Origin of the sequence: Dehalococcoides mccartyi CG5 (assembly GCF_000830885.1) — a bacterium.
Taxonomy (GTDB): domain Bacteria; phylum Chloroflexota; class Dehalococcoidia; order Dehalococcoidales; family Dehalococcoidaceae; genus Dehalococcoides; species Dehalococcoides mccartyi_B.
The window spans coordinates 131,040-148,804 of record NZ_CP006951.1; the positions used below are offsets into that span (position 1 = coordinate 131,040).

At 47.6% G+C, this 17,765-nt stretch carries 20 protein-coding genes and 1 tRNA gene; 14 read left to right on the top strand and 7 right to left on the bottom strand.

All coding sequences use genetic code 11. The features are described 5' to 3' along the window. The first annotated feature begins 54 nt into the window (after nucleotides 1-54). From pstC to X794_RS00670, 9 genes are all read left to right on the top strand, one after another. Complete coding sequence (gene pstC, locus X794_RS00630; protein WP_011308773.1) at nucleotides 55-915, top strand: phosphate ABC transporter permease subunit PstC; 861 nt, start codon at nucleotides 55-57, stop codon at nucleotides 913-915. After that, nucleotides 908-1,759 (top strand): phosphate ABC transporter permease PstA, encoded by an 852-nt coding sequence (pstA, locus tag X794_RS00635; protein ID WP_011308774.1) that lies wholly within the window; start codon nucleotides 908-910, stop codon nucleotides 1,757-1,759. The genes pstC and pstA overlap by 8 nt, the downstream gene beginning before the upstream one ends. After that, the gene (gene pstB / locus X794_RS00640) at nucleotides 1,760-2,515 is read left to right on the top strand and encodes a phosphate ABC transporter ATP-binding protein PstB (protein ID WP_011308775.1); all 756 of its coding nucleotides are present in this window, start codon (nucleotides 1,760-1,762) and stop codon (nucleotides 2,513-2,515) included. Nucleotides 2,516-2,527: 12 nt separating this feature from the next. Further along, nucleotides 2,528-3,193, top strand: coding sequence for a phosphate signaling complex protein PhoU (phoU, locus tag X794_RS00645; protein ID WP_011308776.1), 666 nt, complete (start codon nucleotides 2,528-2,530; stop codon nucleotides 3,191-3,193). 1 nt (nucleotide 3,194) lies between these two features. Next, a complete protein-coding gene (locus tag X794_RS00650; protein ID WP_011308777.1) occupies nucleotides 3,195-3,608 on the top strand; it encodes a low molecular weight phosphatase family protein in 414 nt (137 codons plus the stop codon). A gap of 442 nt (nucleotides 3,609-4,050) precedes the next feature. Beyond that, complete coding sequence (locus X794_RS00655; RefSeq protein ID WP_011308778.1) at nucleotides 4,051-4,518, top strand: complex I 24 kDa subunit family protein; 468 nt, start codon at nucleotides 4,051-4,053, stop codon at nucleotides 4,516-4,518. 1 nt (nucleotide 4,519) lies between these two features. Further along, nucleotides 4,520-5,773 carry a complex I 51 kDa subunit family protein gene (locus X794_RS00660; RefSeq protein WP_011308779.1) on the top strand — a complete coding sequence of 418 codons (1,254 nt, stop codon included), beginning with the start codon at nucleotides 4,520-4,522 and terminating at the stop codon, nucleotides 5,771-5,773. Then, the gene (locus X794_RS00665) at nucleotides 5,761-7,482 is read left to right on the top strand and encodes an NADH-dependent [FeFe] hydrogenase, group A6 (RefSeq protein ID WP_011308780.1); all 1,722 of its coding nucleotides are present in this window, start codon (nucleotides 5,761-5,763) and stop codon (nucleotides 7,480-7,482) included. Before X794_RS00660 ends, X794_RS00665 begins: the two co-directional genes overlap by 13 nt. A gap of 39 nt (nucleotides 7,483-7,521) precedes the next feature. Then, a complete protein-coding gene (locus X794_RS00670; protein ID WP_011308781.1) occupies nucleotides 7,522-8,025 on the top strand; it encodes a hypothetical protein in 504 nt (167 codons plus the stop codon). A 226-nt stretch (nucleotides 8,026-8,251) separates the two neighbouring features. On the opposite strand, the gene X794_RS00675 is transcribed toward X794_RS00670, so the two are convergent. The 4 genes from X794_RS00675 to X794_RS00690 all read right to left on the bottom strand — a co-directional run bounded on the left by X794_RS00675 (nucleotide 8,252) and on the right by X794_RS00690 (nucleotide 11,197). Further along, on the bottom strand, nucleotides 8,252-9,085 hold the full coding sequence (locus X794_RS00675) for an alpha/beta hydrolase (RefSeq protein ID WP_011308783.1): 834 nt from the start codon (nucleotides 9,083-9,085) through the stop codon (nucleotides 8,252-8,254). A 6-nt stretch (nucleotides 9,086-9,091) separates the two neighbouring features. Continuing rightward, nucleotides 9,092-9,352 carry a DUF5661 family protein gene (locus tag X794_RS00680; RefSeq protein WP_011308784.1) on the bottom strand — a complete coding sequence of 87 codons (261 nt, stop codon included), beginning with the start codon at nucleotides 9,350-9,352 and terminating at the stop codon, nucleotides 9,092-9,094. A 223-nt stretch (nucleotides 9,353-9,575) separates the two neighbouring features. Then, a complete protein-coding gene (locus tag X794_RS00685; RefSeq protein ID WP_011308785.1) occupies nucleotides 9,576-10,298 on the bottom strand; it encodes a M48 family metallopeptidase in 723 nt (240 codons plus the stop codon). Beyond that, nucleotides 10,295-11,197, bottom strand: a complete 903-nt coding sequence (locus tag X794_RS00690) for a DMT family transporter (RefSeq protein WP_015406795.1) — start codon at nucleotides 11,195-11,197, stop codon at nucleotides 10,295-10,297. Before X794_RS00690 ends, X794_RS00685 begins: the two co-directional genes overlap by 4 nt. An 84-nt stretch (nucleotides 11,198-11,281) precedes the next feature. Between X794_RS00690 and X794_RS00695 the strand changes: the two genes are divergently transcribed. The 5 genes from X794_RS00695 (at nucleotide 11,282) to X794_RS00715 (ending at nucleotide 14,395) form a co-directional block, all read left to right on the top strand. Continuing rightward, entirely contained in the window at nucleotides 11,282-12,316 is a 1,035-nt protein-coding gene (locus X794_RS00695; protein ID WP_011308787.1) for a GntG family PLP-dependent aldolase, read from the top strand. 109 nt (nucleotides 12,317-12,425) lie between these two features. Further along, nucleotides 12,426-12,920, top strand: coding sequence for a carboxymuconolactone decarboxylase family protein (locus X794_RS00700; protein WP_011308788.1), 495 nt, complete (start codon nucleotides 12,426-12,428; stop codon nucleotides 12,918-12,920). Between the two features lie 49 nt (nucleotides 12,921-12,969). Beyond that, nucleotides 12,970-13,045, top strand: a tRNA-Val gene (locus X794_RS00705). Between the two features lie 38 nt (nucleotides 13,046-13,083). Next, entirely contained in the window at nucleotides 13,084-13,767 is a 684-nt protein-coding gene (locus X794_RS00710; protein WP_034376818.1) for an RHS repeat-associated core domain-containing protein, read from the top strand. A 202-nt stretch (nucleotides 13,768-13,969) separates the two neighbouring features. After that, entirely contained in the window at nucleotides 13,970-14,395 is a 426-nt protein-coding gene (locus X794_RS00715) for a hypothetical protein (protein WP_041344452.1), read from the top strand. A gap of 240 nt (nucleotides 14,396-14,635) precedes the next feature. On the opposite strand, the gene X794_RS00720 is transcribed toward X794_RS00715, so the two are convergent. The 3 genes from X794_RS00720 to X794_RS00730 are packed head-to-tail and all read right to left on the bottom strand — an operon-like array spanning nucleotide 14,636 to nucleotide 17,673. Further along, on the bottom strand, nucleotides 14,636-15,316 hold the full coding sequence (locus X794_RS00720) for a response regulator transcription factor (RefSeq protein WP_011308791.1): 681 nt from the start codon (nucleotides 15,314-15,316) through the stop codon (nucleotides 14,636-14,638). After that, nucleotides 15,297-17,090, bottom strand: coding sequence for a sensor histidine kinase (locus tag X794_RS00725; RefSeq protein WP_011308792.1), 1,794 nt, complete (start codon nucleotides 17,088-17,090; stop codon nucleotides 15,297-15,299). Before X794_RS00725 ends, X794_RS00720 begins: the two co-directional genes overlap by 20 nt. Then, nucleotides 17,074-17,673, bottom strand: coding sequence for a hypothetical protein (locus X794_RS00730; protein ID WP_011308793.1), 600 nt, complete (start codon nucleotides 17,671-17,673; stop codon nucleotides 17,074-17,076). The genes X794_RS00725 and X794_RS00730 overlap by 17 nt, the downstream gene beginning before the upstream one ends. Nucleotides 17,674-17,765 lie beyond the last annotated feature (92 nt).

The following is a 17,765-nucleotide window of genomic DNA, read 5'->3' on the forward strand; positions in this document are numbered from 1 at the left end:
ATAGTCCTAATGGGCAGAGACGAAAACTCTCTGCCCGGACTGGTTTAGGGAAAAATGTTACCGAGATATTTTACTGATAAACTGGCCAAATACGGGGTCTTCATCACCGCCCTTGTTTCCATACTGGTGCTGTTGGCCATCGCCATATTTATTATAAAAGGGGGGTTGCCTTTATTCGGTGAAGTAAATCCCCTGGATTTCCTTTTCGGACAGAGCTGGAGCCCTACCTACGGTGAATACGGCATACTATCCATGATAGTGGGTTCTTTACTGGTTACACTGGGCGCGATGGTGATTGCAGTGCCTCTGGGCATTGCCTGTGCTATTTTGCTGGCAGAGGTTGCACCCCGAAGGGTGCGGGATTTGCTGCGTCCGGCAGTTGAACTGTTGGTGGGTATTCCCTCGGTGGTTTACGGTCTGGTAGGCATAATGGTAATCGTGCCGGCCGTCAGAAATCTGGGGGGTACGGGTTATTCTATACTGGCGGCAGTGCTGGTGCTCTCAATTATGGTTTTGCCTACTATTATCAGCATATCCGAAGATAGTCTTAGGGCTGTCCCCCGCACTTACAGGGAAGGGTCTCTGGCGCTGGGCGCCAGCCACTGGCAGACTATCTGGCATGTGCTTTTGCCGGCTGCCCGTTCAGGGGTGGGTGCAAGCATAGTTCTGGGTATGGGCAGAGCCATCGGCGAGACTATGGCCATGATTATGGTTATAGGCAATGCGGTTATTATCCCTTCCTCGCCTCTTGACCCTGCCAGAACTCTGACCGGCAACATTGCGGTGGAGATAAACTATGCGGCAGGTCTGCATGAAAATGCCCTGTTTGCTACCGGTCTGGTGCTGCTGATTTTAATACTTATATTAAACAGTCTGGCTACTCTGGTACTGAAGCGGGGGGAACAGCATGCTTAAATTTACCTCCCGCAGCACCCAGAAAGTGGCGTTTTCGCTGTTGTGGACGGCAGGCATTATCACCTTGCTTATTCTGCTGCTTATTATAGGTTACATTATTATAAGGGGCTTGCCCGGTTTCTCATGGGATTTTCTGTTTACTCCGCCGGCAGGCGGTCTGGCAGGTGACGGGGGTATTTCTTCGACTATTGTCACCACCCTGTATCTGGTAGGACTGACTTTGCTGATACTGGTGCCGGTAGGTATCGGGGCGGCTATATATCTGGTGGAATATGCACCTGATAACCGCCTGACCCGTTTTATCCGTTACGGCGTTCAAACTTTGGCAGGTGTGCCCTCTATCCTGTTCGGGCTGTTCGGGTTTGCCCTGTTTGTCACGGTTCTCCACTTCCGGTTCTCCATACTTTCAGGTGCACTTACGCTGGCCTGCCTGCTGCTTCCGGTGCTTATCACGGCTACAGAAGAAGCTCTAAAGACAGTTCCCCGTTCCTACCGGGCAGGGGCTATGGCTCTTGGGGCTACCAAATGGCAGTCCATAACCCATGTAATACTGCCGGCAGCTTTGCCGGGTATTGCTACCGGGGTGATACTCTGTGCCGGGCGGGCTTTGGGTGAAACAGCCTGTTTATATGTGACTATGGGTGGCAGTGCCGCCATGCCGGATTCGCTTCTTTCGGGCGGGCGTTCACTGGCATTGCATGTATTTTATCTGGCTACCGAGACCAATGCCATAGATAAGGCCATGGCCACCGCTGCAGTCTTGATAGTGATTATTGTGGGGCTGAATGCTTTAACCAATTTCATTTCCCGGCGTTTTCAGAAACGCATGAGCGGAGGAGTTTAAATGGACCCTAAAATAAAAATCCGCGGTGTTAACTTCTTCTATCACAAGCACCAGGTACTGAAAAATATAAATATGGACTTCCCCGAACGCCAGATAACCGCCATAATCGGCCCTTCAGGTTGCGGCAAGAGCACCCTTTTGCGGGCCCTCAACCGCATGAATGATATTGTCAGCGGGGCCAGACTGGAGGGTGCTGTACTGCTGGATAATGAAAATATCTACTCCCCCAATCTGGATGTGGTCAACCTCCGCAAGCGGGTGGGTATGGTTTTCCAGCAGCCCAACCCTTTTCCCAAGAGCATTTTTGATAATGTGGCTTTTGGTCCGCGTATGCTGGGCACTACTGTCCAGTCCCGTCTGGACGAGGTGGTAGAAAAAAGTCTGCGTCAGGCGGCTTTGTGGGACGAGGTCAAAGACAACCTGCATAAATCCGGTCTGGCCCTCTCCGGCGGGCAGCAGCAAAGGCTGTGTATTGCCAGAGTGTTGGCGATAGAGCCGGAGGTTATCCTGATGGATGAACCCTGTTCCGCCCTTGACCCGGTGAGCACTATGAGGATTGAAGAATTGATGCAGGAACTGAAGCAAAACTATACTATTGCTATAGTAACTCACAACATGCAGCAGGCTGCCCGCGCCTCGGACTGGACTGGCTTTCTGCTGACAGGCGACCTGGTGGAATACGGGCGGACGGGTGAGATTTTCTCCCGCCCCAGAGATAAACGCACTGAAGACTATATTACCGGACGTTTCGGTTAAAGGAGACAGATTATGCCGCGAATGGGATTTGACCGCCACCTGAAGGAACTTGAAAATGACTTATTGCTCCTTGGGAGTATGGTGGGTAAGGCTATTGATCGCTCCACTCAGGCTATGAAAGAGCGGGATATTGCGCTTGCCAAGCAGGTTATAGAAGAAGACAAACTGATAAACTGTAAACGTTTTGAGATTGAAGAAAAAAGTATAGAACTTATGGCTACCCAGCAACCCATGGCCCGTGACCTGCGGATAATAGTGGCGGTGCTTAATATGATAGTTGACCTTGAGCGGATTGGTGACCACGCTGCCGGCAACGCCAAAATTGTGCTTATGCTGGGCGAAGAACCCCCTTTAAAGCCGCTGGTGGATATACCCCGCATGGCGGTGAAGACGCAGGAGATGCTCAACCGGGCATTGGGGGCGTTTATCAACCGGGATAGTGCCGAAGCCATTAACGTGATAAATGACGATGACGAAGTAGATAATTTGTATGACCAGGTTTTCCGTGAACTTTTAGTGTTTATGGCCGAAGATCCCCACACCATTTCACGGGCTACCCGGCTAATCTGGGCAGCCCACAATCTGGAAAGGAGTGCTGACCGGGTGACCAATATATGCGAGAGAGTGCTTTTTGTGATTACCGGCAAATCAGAAGAGTTAGGTTCATCAAATTACTGATATGGAAAACAGACTACAGGTTTTGTTCGTATGTTTGCATAATGCCGGCCGTTCGCAGGCGGCTGAGGCTATCTTTAATAATCTCTCTGGGGGCAGGGTTGTAGCCATTTCAGCCGGTACTGAACCATCCTCCGCCCTTAACCCGGAGGTAGTGGCGGTGCTGAAGGAAGACGGCATAAATACAGACGGGCTTAAGCCCAAACTGCTTAGTCAGGACATGCTGGATAAGGCCAGCCGCATAATAAGTATGGGTTGTGATGTTACTTTGTCCTGCCCGGGGCATTTATACGGACAGGAAGATTGGGGCATAACTGATCCAAGGGGTAAAAATCTGGCAGAAGTCCGCCTGATAGTCGGCGGTATCCGCCAAAAAGTGGAAAACCTGCTGGCGGAGCTGGAAAAATCCGAGGGTTAACAGCTCTAATCCTGCATTACCGATAAGAGCCGTACCTGAATAGCACAGGGTTTACCTAGTCAGCAGGTAATTGCTGCGAAACAGGCCGCAGTACAAGGCGCGGTGTATCCAGCGCTTTTATATAGTAGCTTGTTACCATTCCGGAATATATTTTATATCATAGCCAAGGTATTCATGGTGGGGGATAGCCAGGGCTTGCATTGTGTGGTATTATATAAAAAGTACTAGTACCTTTCTTTTTACAATACGGCAATAGACCGCACATTTGGTCACTTGCTTACGAAGGGAATACGGTGCTTAATGGCAACTGGTTGCCTATTGTTTTATTAGTTTATAGCTATAATCATTATTATAATACAATAATTTGATATTGTTTGCCGTTATATGTTAGTATGTACAAGTCTTTTACGCCCCCTATTAAAATAACCGGAGTTACTTCAATATGGAAAGTATCTGGAAAGAAAAAGTAGACGGCGTCATTACCCAGAGCGGAAGCTCTCGGCTCTCTCTCCTTCCATGTTTGGAAGCGGTTCAGGAAGAGTGCGGCTACATACCCCACGAAGCTGTAAATTATTTGAGGGAATGCTTAAGCATTCCCTCAATTGATATTTACGGTATGATTACCTTCTATAGCCTGCTCTCTACTAACCAAAAGGGAAAGTACGTGATCCGCCTGTGTAATTCGCTACCCTGTTACCTAAACGGTACGGAAAACATTCTGGATACCCTGGTGGACAACCTGGGTATAGAACCGGGCCAAACCACTCTGGATCGACGTTTTACCCTGGAGCTGGTACCCTGTCTGGGATTATGTGACCAGTCACCGGCCATGGTAATTAACGGGGTGGTTTACGGTAAGCTGACTGCTCAGTTGGTAACCGAAGTCCTGGATGAATTGAGGACTTACTAAGATGAAAGACTTGAAGATTATTACCCGCCATCTGAACACTGCCAATTCAGCGGATATTGATGTCTATCTGGCTGACGGCGGCTACCAGGCCCTCAAGAAAGCTTTGTCTATGACCCCGGAGGAAGTGATTGCCGAGGTCAAACGCTCAAAGCTGGTGGGTCGGGGAGGGGCGGCTTTTCCCACCGGGCTCAAGTGGGAGCTTACCCGCAAGGAAAAGGCCAACCCGAAATATATTGTCTGCAATGCCAGCGAGGGCGAACCGGGCACTTTTAAAGACCGGTTAATACTCAAAAATGACCCCCATATGGTGCTGGAAGGTTTTATTATTGCCGCTTATGCGGTAGGTACATCTCAGGGCTTTATTCACGCCCGCGAGGTTTATACCCAAGAAATAGAGCTTTTCCAAAAGGCCATAGACCAGGCAACCGAACGCGGTTTTCTGGGTCAGAATATCATGGGGAGCAATTTCTCGCTGGATATCCAGTTTTACAAAAGCGCCGGTGCGTACATCTGCGGTGAGGAAACCGCCCTGTTTGAGTCCCTTGAAGGGCACAGGGGCATTCCCGCCACTCGTCCGCCTTACCCGGTGCAGGTGGGGCTTATGGATAAACCCACCACCGTCAACAATGTTGAAACATTGTGCAATATTCCTGCCATTATAAATAACGGGGCAGACTGGTTTGCTTCAATCGGCCATCCGGACTATCCCGGTACCAAGCTCTTCTGCCTTTCCGGCAACGTGAAAAAGCCGGGTGTTTTTGAATTGCCACTGGGGACTAACCTTAAGGACTTGCTTGAGGCCGGGGGGGGCGTAGACGGTAAGTTCAAAGCGGTTTTACCGGGTGGCATATCTTCCAGTCTGCTTACCGAAACGGATATCAGTCTGGATTTCAAGACTCTGGCCAAGGCCGGTACTATGCTGGGTTCAGGTGCGGTTATTGTGATAAACTCTGATACCAGCATGGTAAATGTAGCGTCCAATGTCGCCCACTTCTTTGATGAAGAGGGTTGCGGCAAGTGTTCTATTTGCCGCGAAGGTACCCGCCGGGCGGCTGAAATCCTGAGCCGTTTTTCCCGCGGGCAGGGTAACCGCAACGAACTGGAGTGGTTACTGGAACTGCATGAGGTAATGAAAGACACCGCTTCCTGCGGTTTGGGACAGGTAGCCTTGAATGTGGCTGCCAGTGCCATACGTAACTTCAAGGGTGAATTCTTGGCGCAGGTGCGTAAGGAGGAAGGCGTATGGTTACGCTAAATATTGACAATAAGCAGGTAACCGTACCTGAGGGTGCGACTATTTTGCAGGCCGCCAAAGAGGCCAATATCAATATCCCCCACCTGTGTTATTTTGAAGGCCTGAAAAGTTATAGCGGTTGCCGGGTATGTGTAGTGGAAATAGAGGGTGAACCCCGTCTGGCTACATCCTGCTCACGCAAGGTAGCCGAAGGCATGAAGGTGAATACCCATTCTGCCAGAGTCCGCCGCGCCCGGCGCACCATACTTGAAATCCTGCTGGCAAATCACCCGCAGGACTGTTTCAACTGTGAACGCAACCAGAACTGTGATTTGTTGCGTCTGGCATTTGAATGCGGAGTTAAAAAGCTGCGCTTTGAAGAAAGCGAAAAACGGGTATTGCCTATAGATAATACCAGCCCCAGCATTATCCGTGACCCCAATAAATGTATTGCCTGCGGACGCTGTGTCCGCGTCTGCCACGATATACAAACAGTAAATGCCATCGGTTTTATAAATAAAGGCCCTGATACTATGGTGGCAACCTCCATGGACAGGGGCATGGGCAATGTGGCCTGTGCCAACTGCGGCCAGTGCATACTGGTTTGCCCGGTGGGTGCTATCAAGGAACGCTCGGCGGTAGATGCTGTCTGGGCGGCCATAGCAGACCCCGCCAAGCATGTAGTTGTTCAGGAAGCCCCTTCAATCAGAGTTTCTCTGGGTGAAGAGCTTGGCTTGCCTGCCGGCACATTGGTTGCCAAAAAGATGTATGCCGCTTTAAGGCGTCTGGGTTTTGATGCCGTATTTGATACCAATTTCACCGCTGACCTGACCATTTTGGAAGAGGGTTCGGAACTGGTGGAACGGGTTAAGGAGGGGGGAGTGCTTCCCCAGATAACCTCCTGCTGCCCGGGCTGGGTCAAGTTTATGGAACACTATTATCCTGAGCTTGCTCCCAATGTTTCCTCCGCCAAATCCCCCCAGCAGATGTTCGGGGCTGTTTGCAAGACCTATTATGCGGAAAAGGCAGGCATAGACCCCAAGACTATTGTCAATGTTTCGGTCATGCCTTGTACTGCCAAGAAGTTTGAGTGCCAGCGTCCTGAAATGAATGACAGCGGTTTTAAAGACGTGGATTATGTTTTGACTACCCGCGAACTTGCCCGCATGATAAAAGAGGCCGGTCTGGATTTTGTTTCACTGGATGAAGAACCTGCCGAAGACTTGCTGGGTCTTTATACCGGTGCGGCTACCATCTTCGGGGCTACCGGTGGCGTTATGGAAGCGGCTATCCGCAGTGCCTATATGCTGATAACCGGACGCGAACTGGAAAATCTGGATATAGAACCGGTACGCGGGCTGGAGGGTGTCAAGACGGCTACTTTGAATGTAGACGGGTTGGAACTGAAGGTAGCGGTAGCTCACGGTCTGGGTAATGCTAGAGCTTTGCTTGAAGAGATAAAAGAGGGAACTTCACCCTATCACTTTATAGAAATTATGGCTTGCCCCGGCGGTTGTGTCGGCGGTGGCGGCCAACCCATACGCTTTGATTCCAGTCTGAAGAAAAAACGCGGTGAAGCCCTTTACGAAGAAGACAGGAATATGCCCAAGCGGTGTTCCCACCATAACCCGTCAATAGCGAAAATATATGCTGACTATCTGGAGAAACCACTTGGCAAGCGTTCTCATAAACTGTTGCATACCGAATATACTAGTCGCCCGGTAGTTTAAGGGCAAATAATAAATCAATACGCGGGAGGAACAAAATAAATGTTCAATGTCCAGAGTATTAGCCTTAGAAAAGAGCTTGTTATTGCCTTTTTGGTTATGCTGGGGTTGGCCACTGCCGCCCCCCTGTTGGGCAACCAGTATCTGACCGGTTCACTGGTAAATGCCGTCCTGTTTATCAGTGCCGTAACACTCGGCTGGAAAAATGCGGTGGCTATCGGCCTTATTTCCAGTACTATTGCTTTGGCTACCGGTCTTTTGCCAATAGTCATGGCTCCCATGGTGCCCTTCATCATGGCAGCTAATGCTCTGCTGGTTACAAGTTTCAGTGCGCTTCGCGGCAAGAGTTTCTGGCTGGGTGCCGGAGTGGGCGCCGTTCTGAAGTTTGCTTTCCTTTGGGCTACTTCCAGCCTGATTTTGAACCTTTTTATAGAACAAAATGTGGCTGACAAGATTGCCGGAATGATGGGTTTAACCCAGCTTTTCACCGCCCTGATGGGTGCGGTTATTGCTTATGGCGCTCTGCGTCTGGGCAAGAAGATATAGTTTTTCTGTAATCCTGTAAGTAACCGTTAAAGGGGGCTTTTAGCCCCCTTTTTATATTGTGCAAGATTCAGGCACTTTACCATGAGTGACTGTTTGCAGGTTGTAGTATAAATACAGGTAACAGGCAACCTGCCGGTAAACAGCAGAAATATCAGAAAAATTACTTAAAATAAAAAAGTGCCTGTTTGATATATATGTATTCGGGCAGGCACTTGTCAAACTGGCCTCAGATATGATTTTCAAGCCAGAAAAACAGGTCATTCCAGACCTGCGGGCAGTCAGGTTCGTTCAATACCTCATGGTACATACCGGGGTAAGTTATCAGGGTTTTATCTTTAGACCTTATCCGTTGGACCAGCTCACGGCTGCCTTTTATATTTACCAGATGGTCTTCCTCGCCGTGAATAATCAGGCTGGGCAGACTGATATTCTTCAGAAAATCGGGCAGGTCTTGGCAAATGCGCAGAAATTCGGCCGCCATTTGGGCACTCATACGGTGGTGAAGCACCAGAGGGTCTTCATTGTAAGCTTTGACTACATCTTTGTTATGGCTGATAGTGGATGCGTTAATCTTACGTACTCCCAGCATCGGTGCAATTTTGGACAGGGGTTTAATAAGCTGGTTAATAACGCCCGGCATGCCGGTATTCGGCTTTAGGGCAATGCTGGAGAAGATAAGCCCGGCGGCATCATACTGGTTCTTGCTGGCATAGGCTGCGGTAATCAGGCCGCCCATGCTGTGGCCAAAGATGAATATTTTAGAGGTAGGGTGCTTGGCCTGCACCATACTGAAGGCGCTGATAAGGTCATAAATATATACATCGTAACTGGATACATAACCGGCTTTGCCGTCTGTTTTGCCATGGCCGAAATGATCATAAGCATAAACGGCATAACTTCTGTCTGCCAGATAATGGGCCAGTTCACTGTAACGGCCTGAATGTTCACCCAGACCGTGAACTACCAGCACAATTGCCTTGGGACTGCCGTTTGGCAGTAAAGCCTGATAGTAACAATTGTATTCCTGACAGCCTTTGAAATGCCCTTCAGTGAACCTCATCTTGTTTTAGTCTTCTACTCCTGCTTCTGCTTCCATTTTAGCCAGGCGGGTATAGTAATCTTCTATTTCATTCAAGTGAGCCAGAGCTATTTTTCCGGTCATTACCGGGTCATCACTAGTGACATTGGTATGAGGGTCTCTGGTACCATGTTCCAGCTCTACGTCCATGCCCATGCGGAACTGTTCTATATCATAATTCTTAAAGGTAATGCCAAGTGTTTTAGCTACTGCCATAGCTTCTTTGGTTGAAAAACTTTTCTTAGACACTTTCAAGTTTCCTCCCTCGCATAATATTAAAGCTATTCTGAAGGTAAATAGAAAATATGTCAACCTATTCTATAAGCAAAGCGGATGAATCTTGATATACCGGAATAATATGTATTGGGGAAGAAACTATGGATATTAACAAATTCACTATTTTACATTCCGGAGATATGTATGGAGATTTTCTGGCTGAGTAGGAAGCCGCCGGGTATATAGCAGGAGGGTTTTATTCGTAGGTTTTCAGCTGTTTACGCAGGGTTTTCCAGTTAGGGCAGTACTTTTCAACTATTACCCAGAACCTGTCGGTGTGGTTCATTTCCACCCGGTGGGAAAGTTCATGGATTACCACGTAATCCATTACTTCCGGTGGTATGGTTGCCAGTTTCCAGTTGAAGTTTAGGTCACCCATAGAGGTACAGCTTCCCCAGCGGGTTTTTTGGGCGCGTATGCAGAGCCTGCCAAAGCTTAGCCCCATTTTGCTGGCATTTTTCTCAAGGCAGGTTTTGACAATCCCGGCAGCCCGGTGGCGATACCACTTTTCCATTACTTCAACCGGAGTTTTGTCGCCGGTAAGCAGATGGATTGTATTTTCAGCCAGACTCACATGGCCTCGCTCTCCGCCCTCTTTTATCCGCAGGGTATAGAGCTTGCCCAGATAGGGAACTTGCTGTCCGTCATGCAGTCCGTCCTCCAGCACAAAGCGGTTGGCGTTCATTTTGTTCTGGTGTTTCAAAATCCAGGCTGAACGTTGTAGCAGGATATCGTCCAGACCGTTCATATTGTATTGGTGGGGGACGGTAACTACCAAACCGGTGGCAGAGCGTATCGCCAAGCGGATAAGGTCTGAAAAGCGGCTCTTTCTAAGGGTATAGTGAATCTCTTTACCCTCCAGAACTATGCTTTTTTTGCCAATAACCTCAGGTCGGGAATAAACATTTCGGGGACTCAACGCGGTATCTCAGCCTCCATTTTTTTGGTGCGGGGCTGGTTTAACATAACAATAAGTATGCCGGCTAATACCAGCATACCGCCCAGAAATTCGTTAAAGGTAAGGCCTTCGCCCAGAAACAGATATCCCAGAATAATGGCACCTACCGGTTCACCCAGTATGGCTACCGAAACTACCAGAGCAGGTACCAGCCGCAAAGCCATGTTAAGGGAAGAATGGCCTACCAGCTGGGAAACTACTGCCAGCAGGAAAATCATCAGGTAAGTAGTGCCGGGATATCCCCCGAAGCTATCACCGCTGATAAATGCGCCCGCCAGCAAAAAGAAAGCGGCACTCCCGTAAAGCAGAGTGATATAGGGCAGGAAATCTATACTGTTACGCATCTGGCGGCCAATAATCAGGTAACCGGTGGTGGGAATGGTGGCCGCCATAGCCAGCATATTGCCTAAAAATGCCTGTTCACCCACCTGCGTGGTGGCCAGATTTATCAGTACCATGCCTCCGAAAGCCGCCAGCACCCCAAAGATGGCTTTCGGGTTAAGCTGTTCCCGCCACATTATATAAGACATAATGGCTACTAGTACCGGGTGTGAGGTTACCAAAATAACCGAGCTGGCAATAGAGGTGTATTCAAGCGAACTCACCCAGAAAAACTGGTCCATGCCCACCAGAAACCCGGCTAGAATGATAAGCAATAGGTTTCGCCGTGAAAGACATTTTATAGCCAGATATACAGGCCTCGCGGCAAACGGTAAAAGTAAAAGGGTAGCCGCAAGCATACGCAAACTGGCGATTATAACAGGCGGTGCATCTGCCAGACGGGTAAAGACCGAAGCCGCAGCAATGCCAAACACCCCAAGAAGCAACAGGAGATACGTTTTAGCTTTCATGTGAAGCATTCAGCATACCCTAATTCCTTAAAAAATACCAGTTTACGCTTGTCGGATGGATTATAATAGTATTAACAAGCAGGGGAGGTTAAGATGAAAATTATAGACCTTCGGAGTGATACTGTTACCCGTCCCACCCCCGAAATGAAAAAAGCCATGTGCGATGCCCCTCTGGGAGATGACGTGTTTGGGGAAGATCCCACTGTAAACCGTCTGGAGGAAATGGCAGCCGGGAAAACGGGTAAAGAGGCCGCTTTGTTTACCCCCAGCGGCATCATGAGTAATCTGCTTTCAGTCCTGTCCCAGACCCGCCCGGGTGATGAAATAATACTGGGGAGTGAAGCCCATATACTCTGGTACGAAGTAGGCGGGGCATCAGCAGTGGGAGGTGTGGTTATGCGGGCTGTGCCAAACCAACCTGACGGCACTATCCATCTGGCAGATATAAAAGATGCTATACGCGGCTCAAATCTTCATTTTCCGCCTACACGGCTTATCTGTCTGGAAAATACCCACAACCGTTGCGGGGGTGCGGTGCTAAGCCCGTCCTACACCGCCGGGGTGGCAAATCTGGCCAGAATGCGGGGTATTAAGGTCCATCTGGACGGTGCCCGTTTGTTCAATGCCTGTGTGGCTCTGGGTGTTTCAGCCAAGGAACTCTGTCAGGGGATGGATACAGTCAGTTTTTGCCTTTCAAAAGGGCTGTCGGCACCGGCAGGATCACTTTTGTGTTCTGACCAAGAAACCATAAACCGGGCCAGAAAATTCCGCAAGATGCTGGGCGGAGGCATGCGTCAGGCCGGGGTATTAGCAGCCTGCGGTATTGTGGCGCTGGAAACTATGATAGAGCGCTTGGCTCTGGATCACGCTATGGCTAAAACTCTGGCGGAAAGTCTGTTTGATATAGATAACCATACGCTGGATAAACAAATTGTCCAAACCAATATTGTCATTTTCAACCCGCCGTTTGGTCTTGGTGCTGACGAATTTTTAGAGCAGGCCAAGCAGGCCGGGTTACTCTTTACCAAGGGTAGTCACGGCCGGGTCAGGGCTGTTTGCCACCATGACCTGAGCGAGGCAGATATACAAACGGCCATTAAGCGTATTGCAGCTATGAAAAAGGCTTAGTCACGCCGGAAGCTTTATAAGCACTACGGGTGCATACTGCAAAGACAACCCGCCGGTAACGAGTGGCGTTATTTGTGAAAAAACGGCTGTTAGGTTAAAATTAGATACAATGAAGAAATTCCCCAAGCGTACATATTCAAACCCCATCCAGTTTTTCTCCGATATTGGTTTTATCCTGAGAAACCGCCGTAAGTTAAAGGAATCCCGTTTAAGCGGATTTCCCGGCCCGGCCTTTCGGGAACGGTTGATGCTGGCGGTAACAGGGGTTAATGAATGCCGCTTTTGCACTTATGCCCATACCAAAATGGCTCTTGAAAGCGGCATTTCCCAGTCAGAAGTGAAAGCCTTGCTGGATGGTGATTTTGGTAACTGCCCACCGGAGGAGCTGGGCGCAGTCCTCTTTGCCCAGCACTGGGCAGACACTGCCGCCAAACCTTCTGCAAAAATGCAGGGCAAGTTTGAAGCGGATTACGGAGCCGAAAAATCAGGTTTTATAAACCTGTATCTGCGCATGATACGTATCGGCAACCTTAGCGGCAATACTGCTGATAAATTACTATATTATATTTCCTTCGGCAAAATGGGGCTGGACCGTCAGCTATAGATGCGTTGAATTTAGCCTGTCTATAAGATATAATCGGCCTGAGTTCTTTGGGCGGTTAGCTCAGTGGTTAGAGCACCTGCTTCACACGCAGGGGGTCAGTGGTTCAAATCCACTACTGCCCACCATTATTTGGATGTAAAAAAGCCCTCATGATGTTAGTTTCATGGGGGCTTTTTCTATAAATGGCACTAATTTGGTCACTAGCAGCACTGGTACTTCATTTGGCTCAACCAAGTATTATCCGTACGGTGTTACCAGAAGCGGTTCCGTACCTACAGACGAGAAGTTTACCGGTCAGAAGCTGGATGGTACCGGGCTATACTATTACAATGCTCGATATTATGACCCTATAATCGGTAGATTTTTAAGCGCAGATATACTGGTACAGAATATTCATAACCCCCAGTGTCTTAATAGGTATAGCTATGTATTAAATAATCCGCTAAAATATATTGATCCGAATGGCCATAGGATGGTAATACCGGGCAATCCACCACAAAATGGCATCCCTTTCCCGGGACCTGAAGGCCCTGGCGGATCGAGCGGCAATGGTGATTCGGGCGACAGTGGTACAATATTGTTGCCACCTATAGACAATTCGACTGGCGGTTCATCCGCACCTCGACTGAGTACTTATGATGCAGTCGTAGGTACTTTAGAGGTAGTGGGAGGATGGTTTTGCTGTATTGTCGGCGGAGTAATAATTGCAGCAGCTGGCACTATTCCTATTCCTATTGCTTTGCCTGTAGGAATAGACTTAATAGTAGTTGGTATAGGGTCTATCTCGGATGGGTTAGGTAGATTTGGATTTGATTTTTATATACCTAATCCTTTCGGTGGTCCATAAGGGGGTAGCACTTGGACATTGGTTTTTTCTGTTAGGACTTTTTAGTGCAATATTTTCGGGTTTTTCTTTATTTAAGAGAAAACCTTCTTCACAGTCAGACTCTGATAAGTTAGGATTTTACCTACTGTTTGGAGCAGGTATCTTTGTGATTATTATTTCCGTATTAGATGCCTTTTTGGGCTAACTAGAACAGGGGGTAGTTATGCGCGGATATGTAAAAATAGTCTCTACATTACTGATTACATTGGCTTTAGCAGAGATGTTATTTGTGGCATACCTTCAAATCCAATCACAAGTGCCTGTGATTGATTTAGACATGGAAACCCGGAAAATTATTAGCAGTACCTTTTTACTTGTGTGCATAGTGATTTTCTCGCTTGGTTTTTACATCGCTCCCATTTTAAAGAAAATTGTTACGAAATCTGTAACTGAGAATTTTGTATTTATGGGAAGCATTGTAAGACTAGCCTGTTTTGCCACTCCGTCTTTGACATCTCCGGTCTTCTATCTTTTAGGAACAAATGTACTCAGCACTATTGTAGTATTCATGTTATCCGTTTTGCTGATTATTAAGTATTGGCCTACAGTCGACTATTGGGAGAAAATTTACAGAGAGCTTAAAAAATAATTTATATTATGTATAGGATTTTATATTACTGCGAGTAAGTTTATATTCGGGTCTTTAATATTTGGCACTAAGGCTTATCAAATTTATCTTTAAAAATAAGTTTGCAAAGCTAAAATAAGTGTTACCACAAGCCAAGAGTTTAGCTTTAAAACCACTAAAAAGCCGGGCAAGTATCTAATTTAATGAATCCGAAATGGCAGATTTAGGGCTAGTATAGGTGTCAGTCAAGCTCTTCGGGGGCTATTCAGCAAAAGACAACCGGTATCCTATACCGGCTTCGTTTTTAATGATACCGCCGGTCTTCAGGTTTTTTTCCATTTTAATACGCAACCTGGATACATAAACCCGTATACTTTCATCTGAACCGGGGTAGGCGTGTCCCCACAGGGTATCTGATATATCCCGGTAGTCCACTATTTGGCCGCCTCTTTGCAGCAGAAGGCTCATAATCATGGTTTCCACTCTGGTCAGTAAAACCCTGTCATTTCGGAACGTAAGTTCGTGTTTGGCACAGTCAATGGTAAGGTCACCGAATTTGATTATGGCCGTATTTGGGCTGATATTTTTGGATAGGGCTTTTTTAACCCTTGCCAGAAATTCAAGGTGGCGGAATGGTTTGATAATATATTCATCAGCCCCTTGTTCCAGGGCTTTTAACACATTTTCTTCTTCTTCGCAGGCGGTTACTACAATAATAGGGGCACCGGTAATCGGGCGTATTTCATCCAGAACCTTCAGTCCGTTCATATCCGGCAGACCCAAATCAAGCATAACCAAATCTGCTTTGTCAGAGTTTATGCTTTCCAGTGCCTCATAGCCGGTACGGCAAATGGTAATCTTGGCGTCATGATAAGACAATTTCAAGATAGAGCTGATGGTTGAAGCGGCAGCATCGTTGTCCTCAACTATTAAAATATTCATTAGCTATCCTGATATTATCGCGTTCGTTCCGGGATACGGTTTTAACCGGTATAGTGAAGGAGAATTCACTGCCTTTCGGTTCTCTGGGGCTATAAATAATATTGCCGCCGTGTGCTTCAACGTAAAGCTTGGCAATAGGCAAGCCCAACCCCAGACCGCTGAGGTTATGACCGCCGCTAAGTTTGCCGTATTCTGTAAAAAGGTCAGGAATCAGACAAGCAGGTACGCCTGCGCCGCTGTCGCTTACAGTAAAGCGAAGAGATTCATTGTCTAGCCGGGTGGCAACTGATACGCTATCCTCCGGTTTGGTATACTTCAGGGCGTTGTCTATCAAATTGGTAAGTATTTGCAGCAAACGTTCTTTATCACAGTATATCTCGGAGTTGGCTGTTTCATCACAAAAGACAAGGCTCTTATGCTGTTTCAGGAAGATAGGCATATATCGTAGCTGCAACTCCTCCATGATATCCTCAATGGAATAGCCGGCCATTTTCAGTTTCAGCATGCCTATTTTACCGCGTTCAAGTTCAATCAAATCATGGATACGGCTGTTTAAGGTCTCTGCCCCTTCGCGGATACTGCTGGCCAGATTATAGAGTTCAGTGCCTTTTTCAGATACGTTCACCAAGGCATCACTGGCGGCCAGAAGGGGGGTCAGGGGGGTTCTGATTTCATGGACCAGAGCTTTAAGATGAGCCTGCCTTTTCTTGGTTTCATCCTGCAGGGCCTGCCTCAGCAGGCACTCTTTAGTATAGCTCTCCGCTATAGATTTTTCGGATGTTTTTACCTTGGTGATATCTTCCATCCGTCCGCAGATGTTGGATATAGAGCAATTATCATCGTAAGATACCCAGAGTATCTCTTTTATCCAGGTGGATTCACCGTTTTGGATAATTTCATATTCGGTAGTCAAAGACGAACGGTTAGCAAAACGTTTGCACTTATCCAGATACAATCCCCGCTGTTTAAGCAGGGAATCAAGGCCTTTTACCTGAAAACTGCTGTCAGGCTGGCGGCTTATGATAAGTTGTAACAGCTTTTCGCATATCTGGTTGGGGGTTGCCGGGGCAACATAAGGGCTGAATATTACATTGTCATGTTTGTCCAGAATATACAGATACTCATCTGAATTGTGGAAAGAGAACGGGAAAATCAGCTGATGAGAGGTTTCATCTTCCTCGTCACTGGCAAGCTGTATTTGGGCATAGGCCTGGTCAAGTTTATCTTCTAAAAAGTGGGGCTGCGGGTGCAGTATCTCAACCGAGTAGTCAAGGATAGTGGTGTTTTTAAGGTTGTTTACATAACTGGCGGCTTTTTCTTCCTCGCCGTTCTCCAGTATAAATGTTATCGGGGCAGGGTAGATGCCTGCTTCAACCGGTTGCATAACCTCCAGCGTGGGCATATTGTGCCAGCAGGACATGGTGGTGGGATTACGGAAAATATGCCCCTGTTCTATGCGCTCATGGTAGATGGCGGTGCCTATGGCTGCCTCGTAACAATTATCCAGCTCTACCACTGATAATCTGCCGGCATAATGGTTTTTCAGCTGAGTAATAGATTCGTTGCACATGCCGTAGTTCAAAATACAGTAGCCGTTTTCCAGAATTGCCCGCTCAATATAATAGGATAGCATCTCTATTTTAACGCTGTAGAAGCAGGAGTTGGTTATGGGGTAAATTCGGGCATCCAGATTCCGGTGCAGAGCCCAGTTTTTAACAAAGTTGCTCATGCTTACGCAGGTAACAACCCCAACTTTGTTATTTTCGGTTTTCATTTAACAAGTCCTCACTAAGTTTGCAGACAATCTGTTTGAATGAGTCAGGGAAAGAACAAAAAGAAAGTTTGTCTTTATTCTGGTTTTGATACATAAAAGGTACTCCACCTGCCAGAACATTCAGGCCGGCGGCTTCGAAACAGGGCTTCAGTTTGGCCAGTTTATCAATATGGTGAAACAATGTCAGGCTGACAACAACTGTGGGGTGAATCTGGCCTGCCATTTTTTTTATAGTCTGTTCATCAAGCCCCAGCACCACCGGTACAAATCCATTCAGTTTCAGATATGCTTCCAGCAGGGTAATGCCCGGAGGTATAAAGGAGATGGGGTTGAAGATGGCTATGGGGGCACAACTGCGGGGCATAGTTTGAGCTTTTCCAGCTTTGTTTTGGATTATACCGATGAGCCTTCTGATCTCATTATGATGGATTGCCCCCCGTATATAGTCGTCAAACATCTGGTCAACCAGATCAATCAGCTTCGCAGTCTCCGAAGGAAGGATGCCGCTAATGGCTTTTTCAAGTTCAGCAGATTGGGTTCTGGTAATCATACTGGTTTCTGACAGTAAATTCTGATGTACCATAGTTTTATTTTATATCTATTATAGTGGTAATACAATTCAGCTCCGAACGTTTAGGTGAGGTGTAACAGAACTGATACGGGGTATTACTGATT

Excerpts from the sequence above, each read along its gene's own strand:
- phoU (WP_011308776.1), top strand. The coding sequence starts at position 2,528 with ATGCCGCGAATGGGATTTGACCGCCACCTGAAGGAACTTGAAAATGAC.
- X794_RS00695 (WP_011308787.1), top strand. The coding sequence starts at position 11,282 with ATGAAAATTATAGACCTTCGGAGTGATACTGTTACCCGTCCCACCCCC.
- X794_RS00665 (WP_011308780.1), top strand. The coding sequence starts at position 5,761 with ATGGTTACGCTAAATATTGACAATAAGCAGGTAACCGTACCTGAGGGT.
- X794_RS00720 (WP_011308791.1), bottom strand. The coding sequence starts at position 15,316 with ATGAATATTTTAATAGTTGAGGACAACGATGCTGCCGCTTCAACCATC.
- pstB (WP_011308775.1), top strand. The coding sequence starts at position 1,760 with ATGGACCCTAAAATAAAAATCCGCGGTGTTAACTTCTTCTATCACAAG.
- pstA (WP_011308774.1), top strand. The coding sequence starts at position 908 with ATGCTTAAATTTACCTCCCGCAGCACCCAGAAAGTGGCGTTTTCGCTG.
- X794_RS00655 (WP_011308778.1), top strand. The coding sequence starts at position 4,051 with ATGGAAAGTATCTGGAAAGAAAAAGTAGACGGCGTCATTACCCAGAGC.
- X794_RS00660 (WP_011308779.1), top strand. The coding sequence starts at position 4,520 with ATGAAAGACTTGAAGATTATTACCCGCCATCTGAACACTGCCAATTCA.
- X794_RS00700 (WP_011308788.1), top strand. The coding sequence starts at position 12,426 with ATGAAGAAATTCCCCAAGCGTACATATTCAAACCCCATCCAGTTTTTC.
- X794_RS00670 (WP_011308781.1), top strand. The coding sequence starts at position 7,522 with ATGTTCAATGTCCAGAGTATTAGCCTTAGAAAAGAGCTTGTTATTGCC.
- X794_RS00715 (WP_041344452.1), top strand. The coding sequence starts at position 13,970 with ATGCGCGGATATGTAAAAATAGTCTCTACATTACTGATTACATTGGCT.
- X794_RS00690 (WP_015406795.1), bottom strand. The coding sequence starts at position 11,197 with ATGCTTCACATGAAAGCTAAAACGTATCTCCTGTTGCTTCTTGGGGTG.
- X794_RS00710 (WP_034376818.1), top strand. The coding sequence starts at position 13,084 with ATGGGGGCTTTTTCTATAAATGGCACTAATTTGGTCACTAGCAGCACT.
- pstC (WP_011308773.1), top strand. The coding sequence starts at position 55 with ATGTTACCGAGATATTTTACTGATAAACTGGCCAAATACGGGGTCTTC.
- X794_RS00725 (WP_011308792.1), bottom strand. The coding sequence starts at position 17,090 with ATGAAAACCGAAAATAACAAAGTTGGGGTTGTTACCTGCGTAAGCATG.
- X794_RS00675 (WP_011308783.1), bottom strand. The coding sequence starts at position 9,085 with ATGAGGTTCACTGAAGGGCATTTCAAAGGCTGTCAGGAATACAATTGT.
- X794_RS00650 (WP_011308777.1), top strand. The coding sequence starts at position 3,195 with ATGGAAAACAGACTACAGGTTTTGTTCGTATGTTTGCATAATGCCGGC.
- X794_RS00730 (WP_011308793.1), bottom strand. The coding sequence starts at position 17,673 with ATGGTACATCAGAATTTACTGTCAGAAACCAGTATGATTACCAGAACC.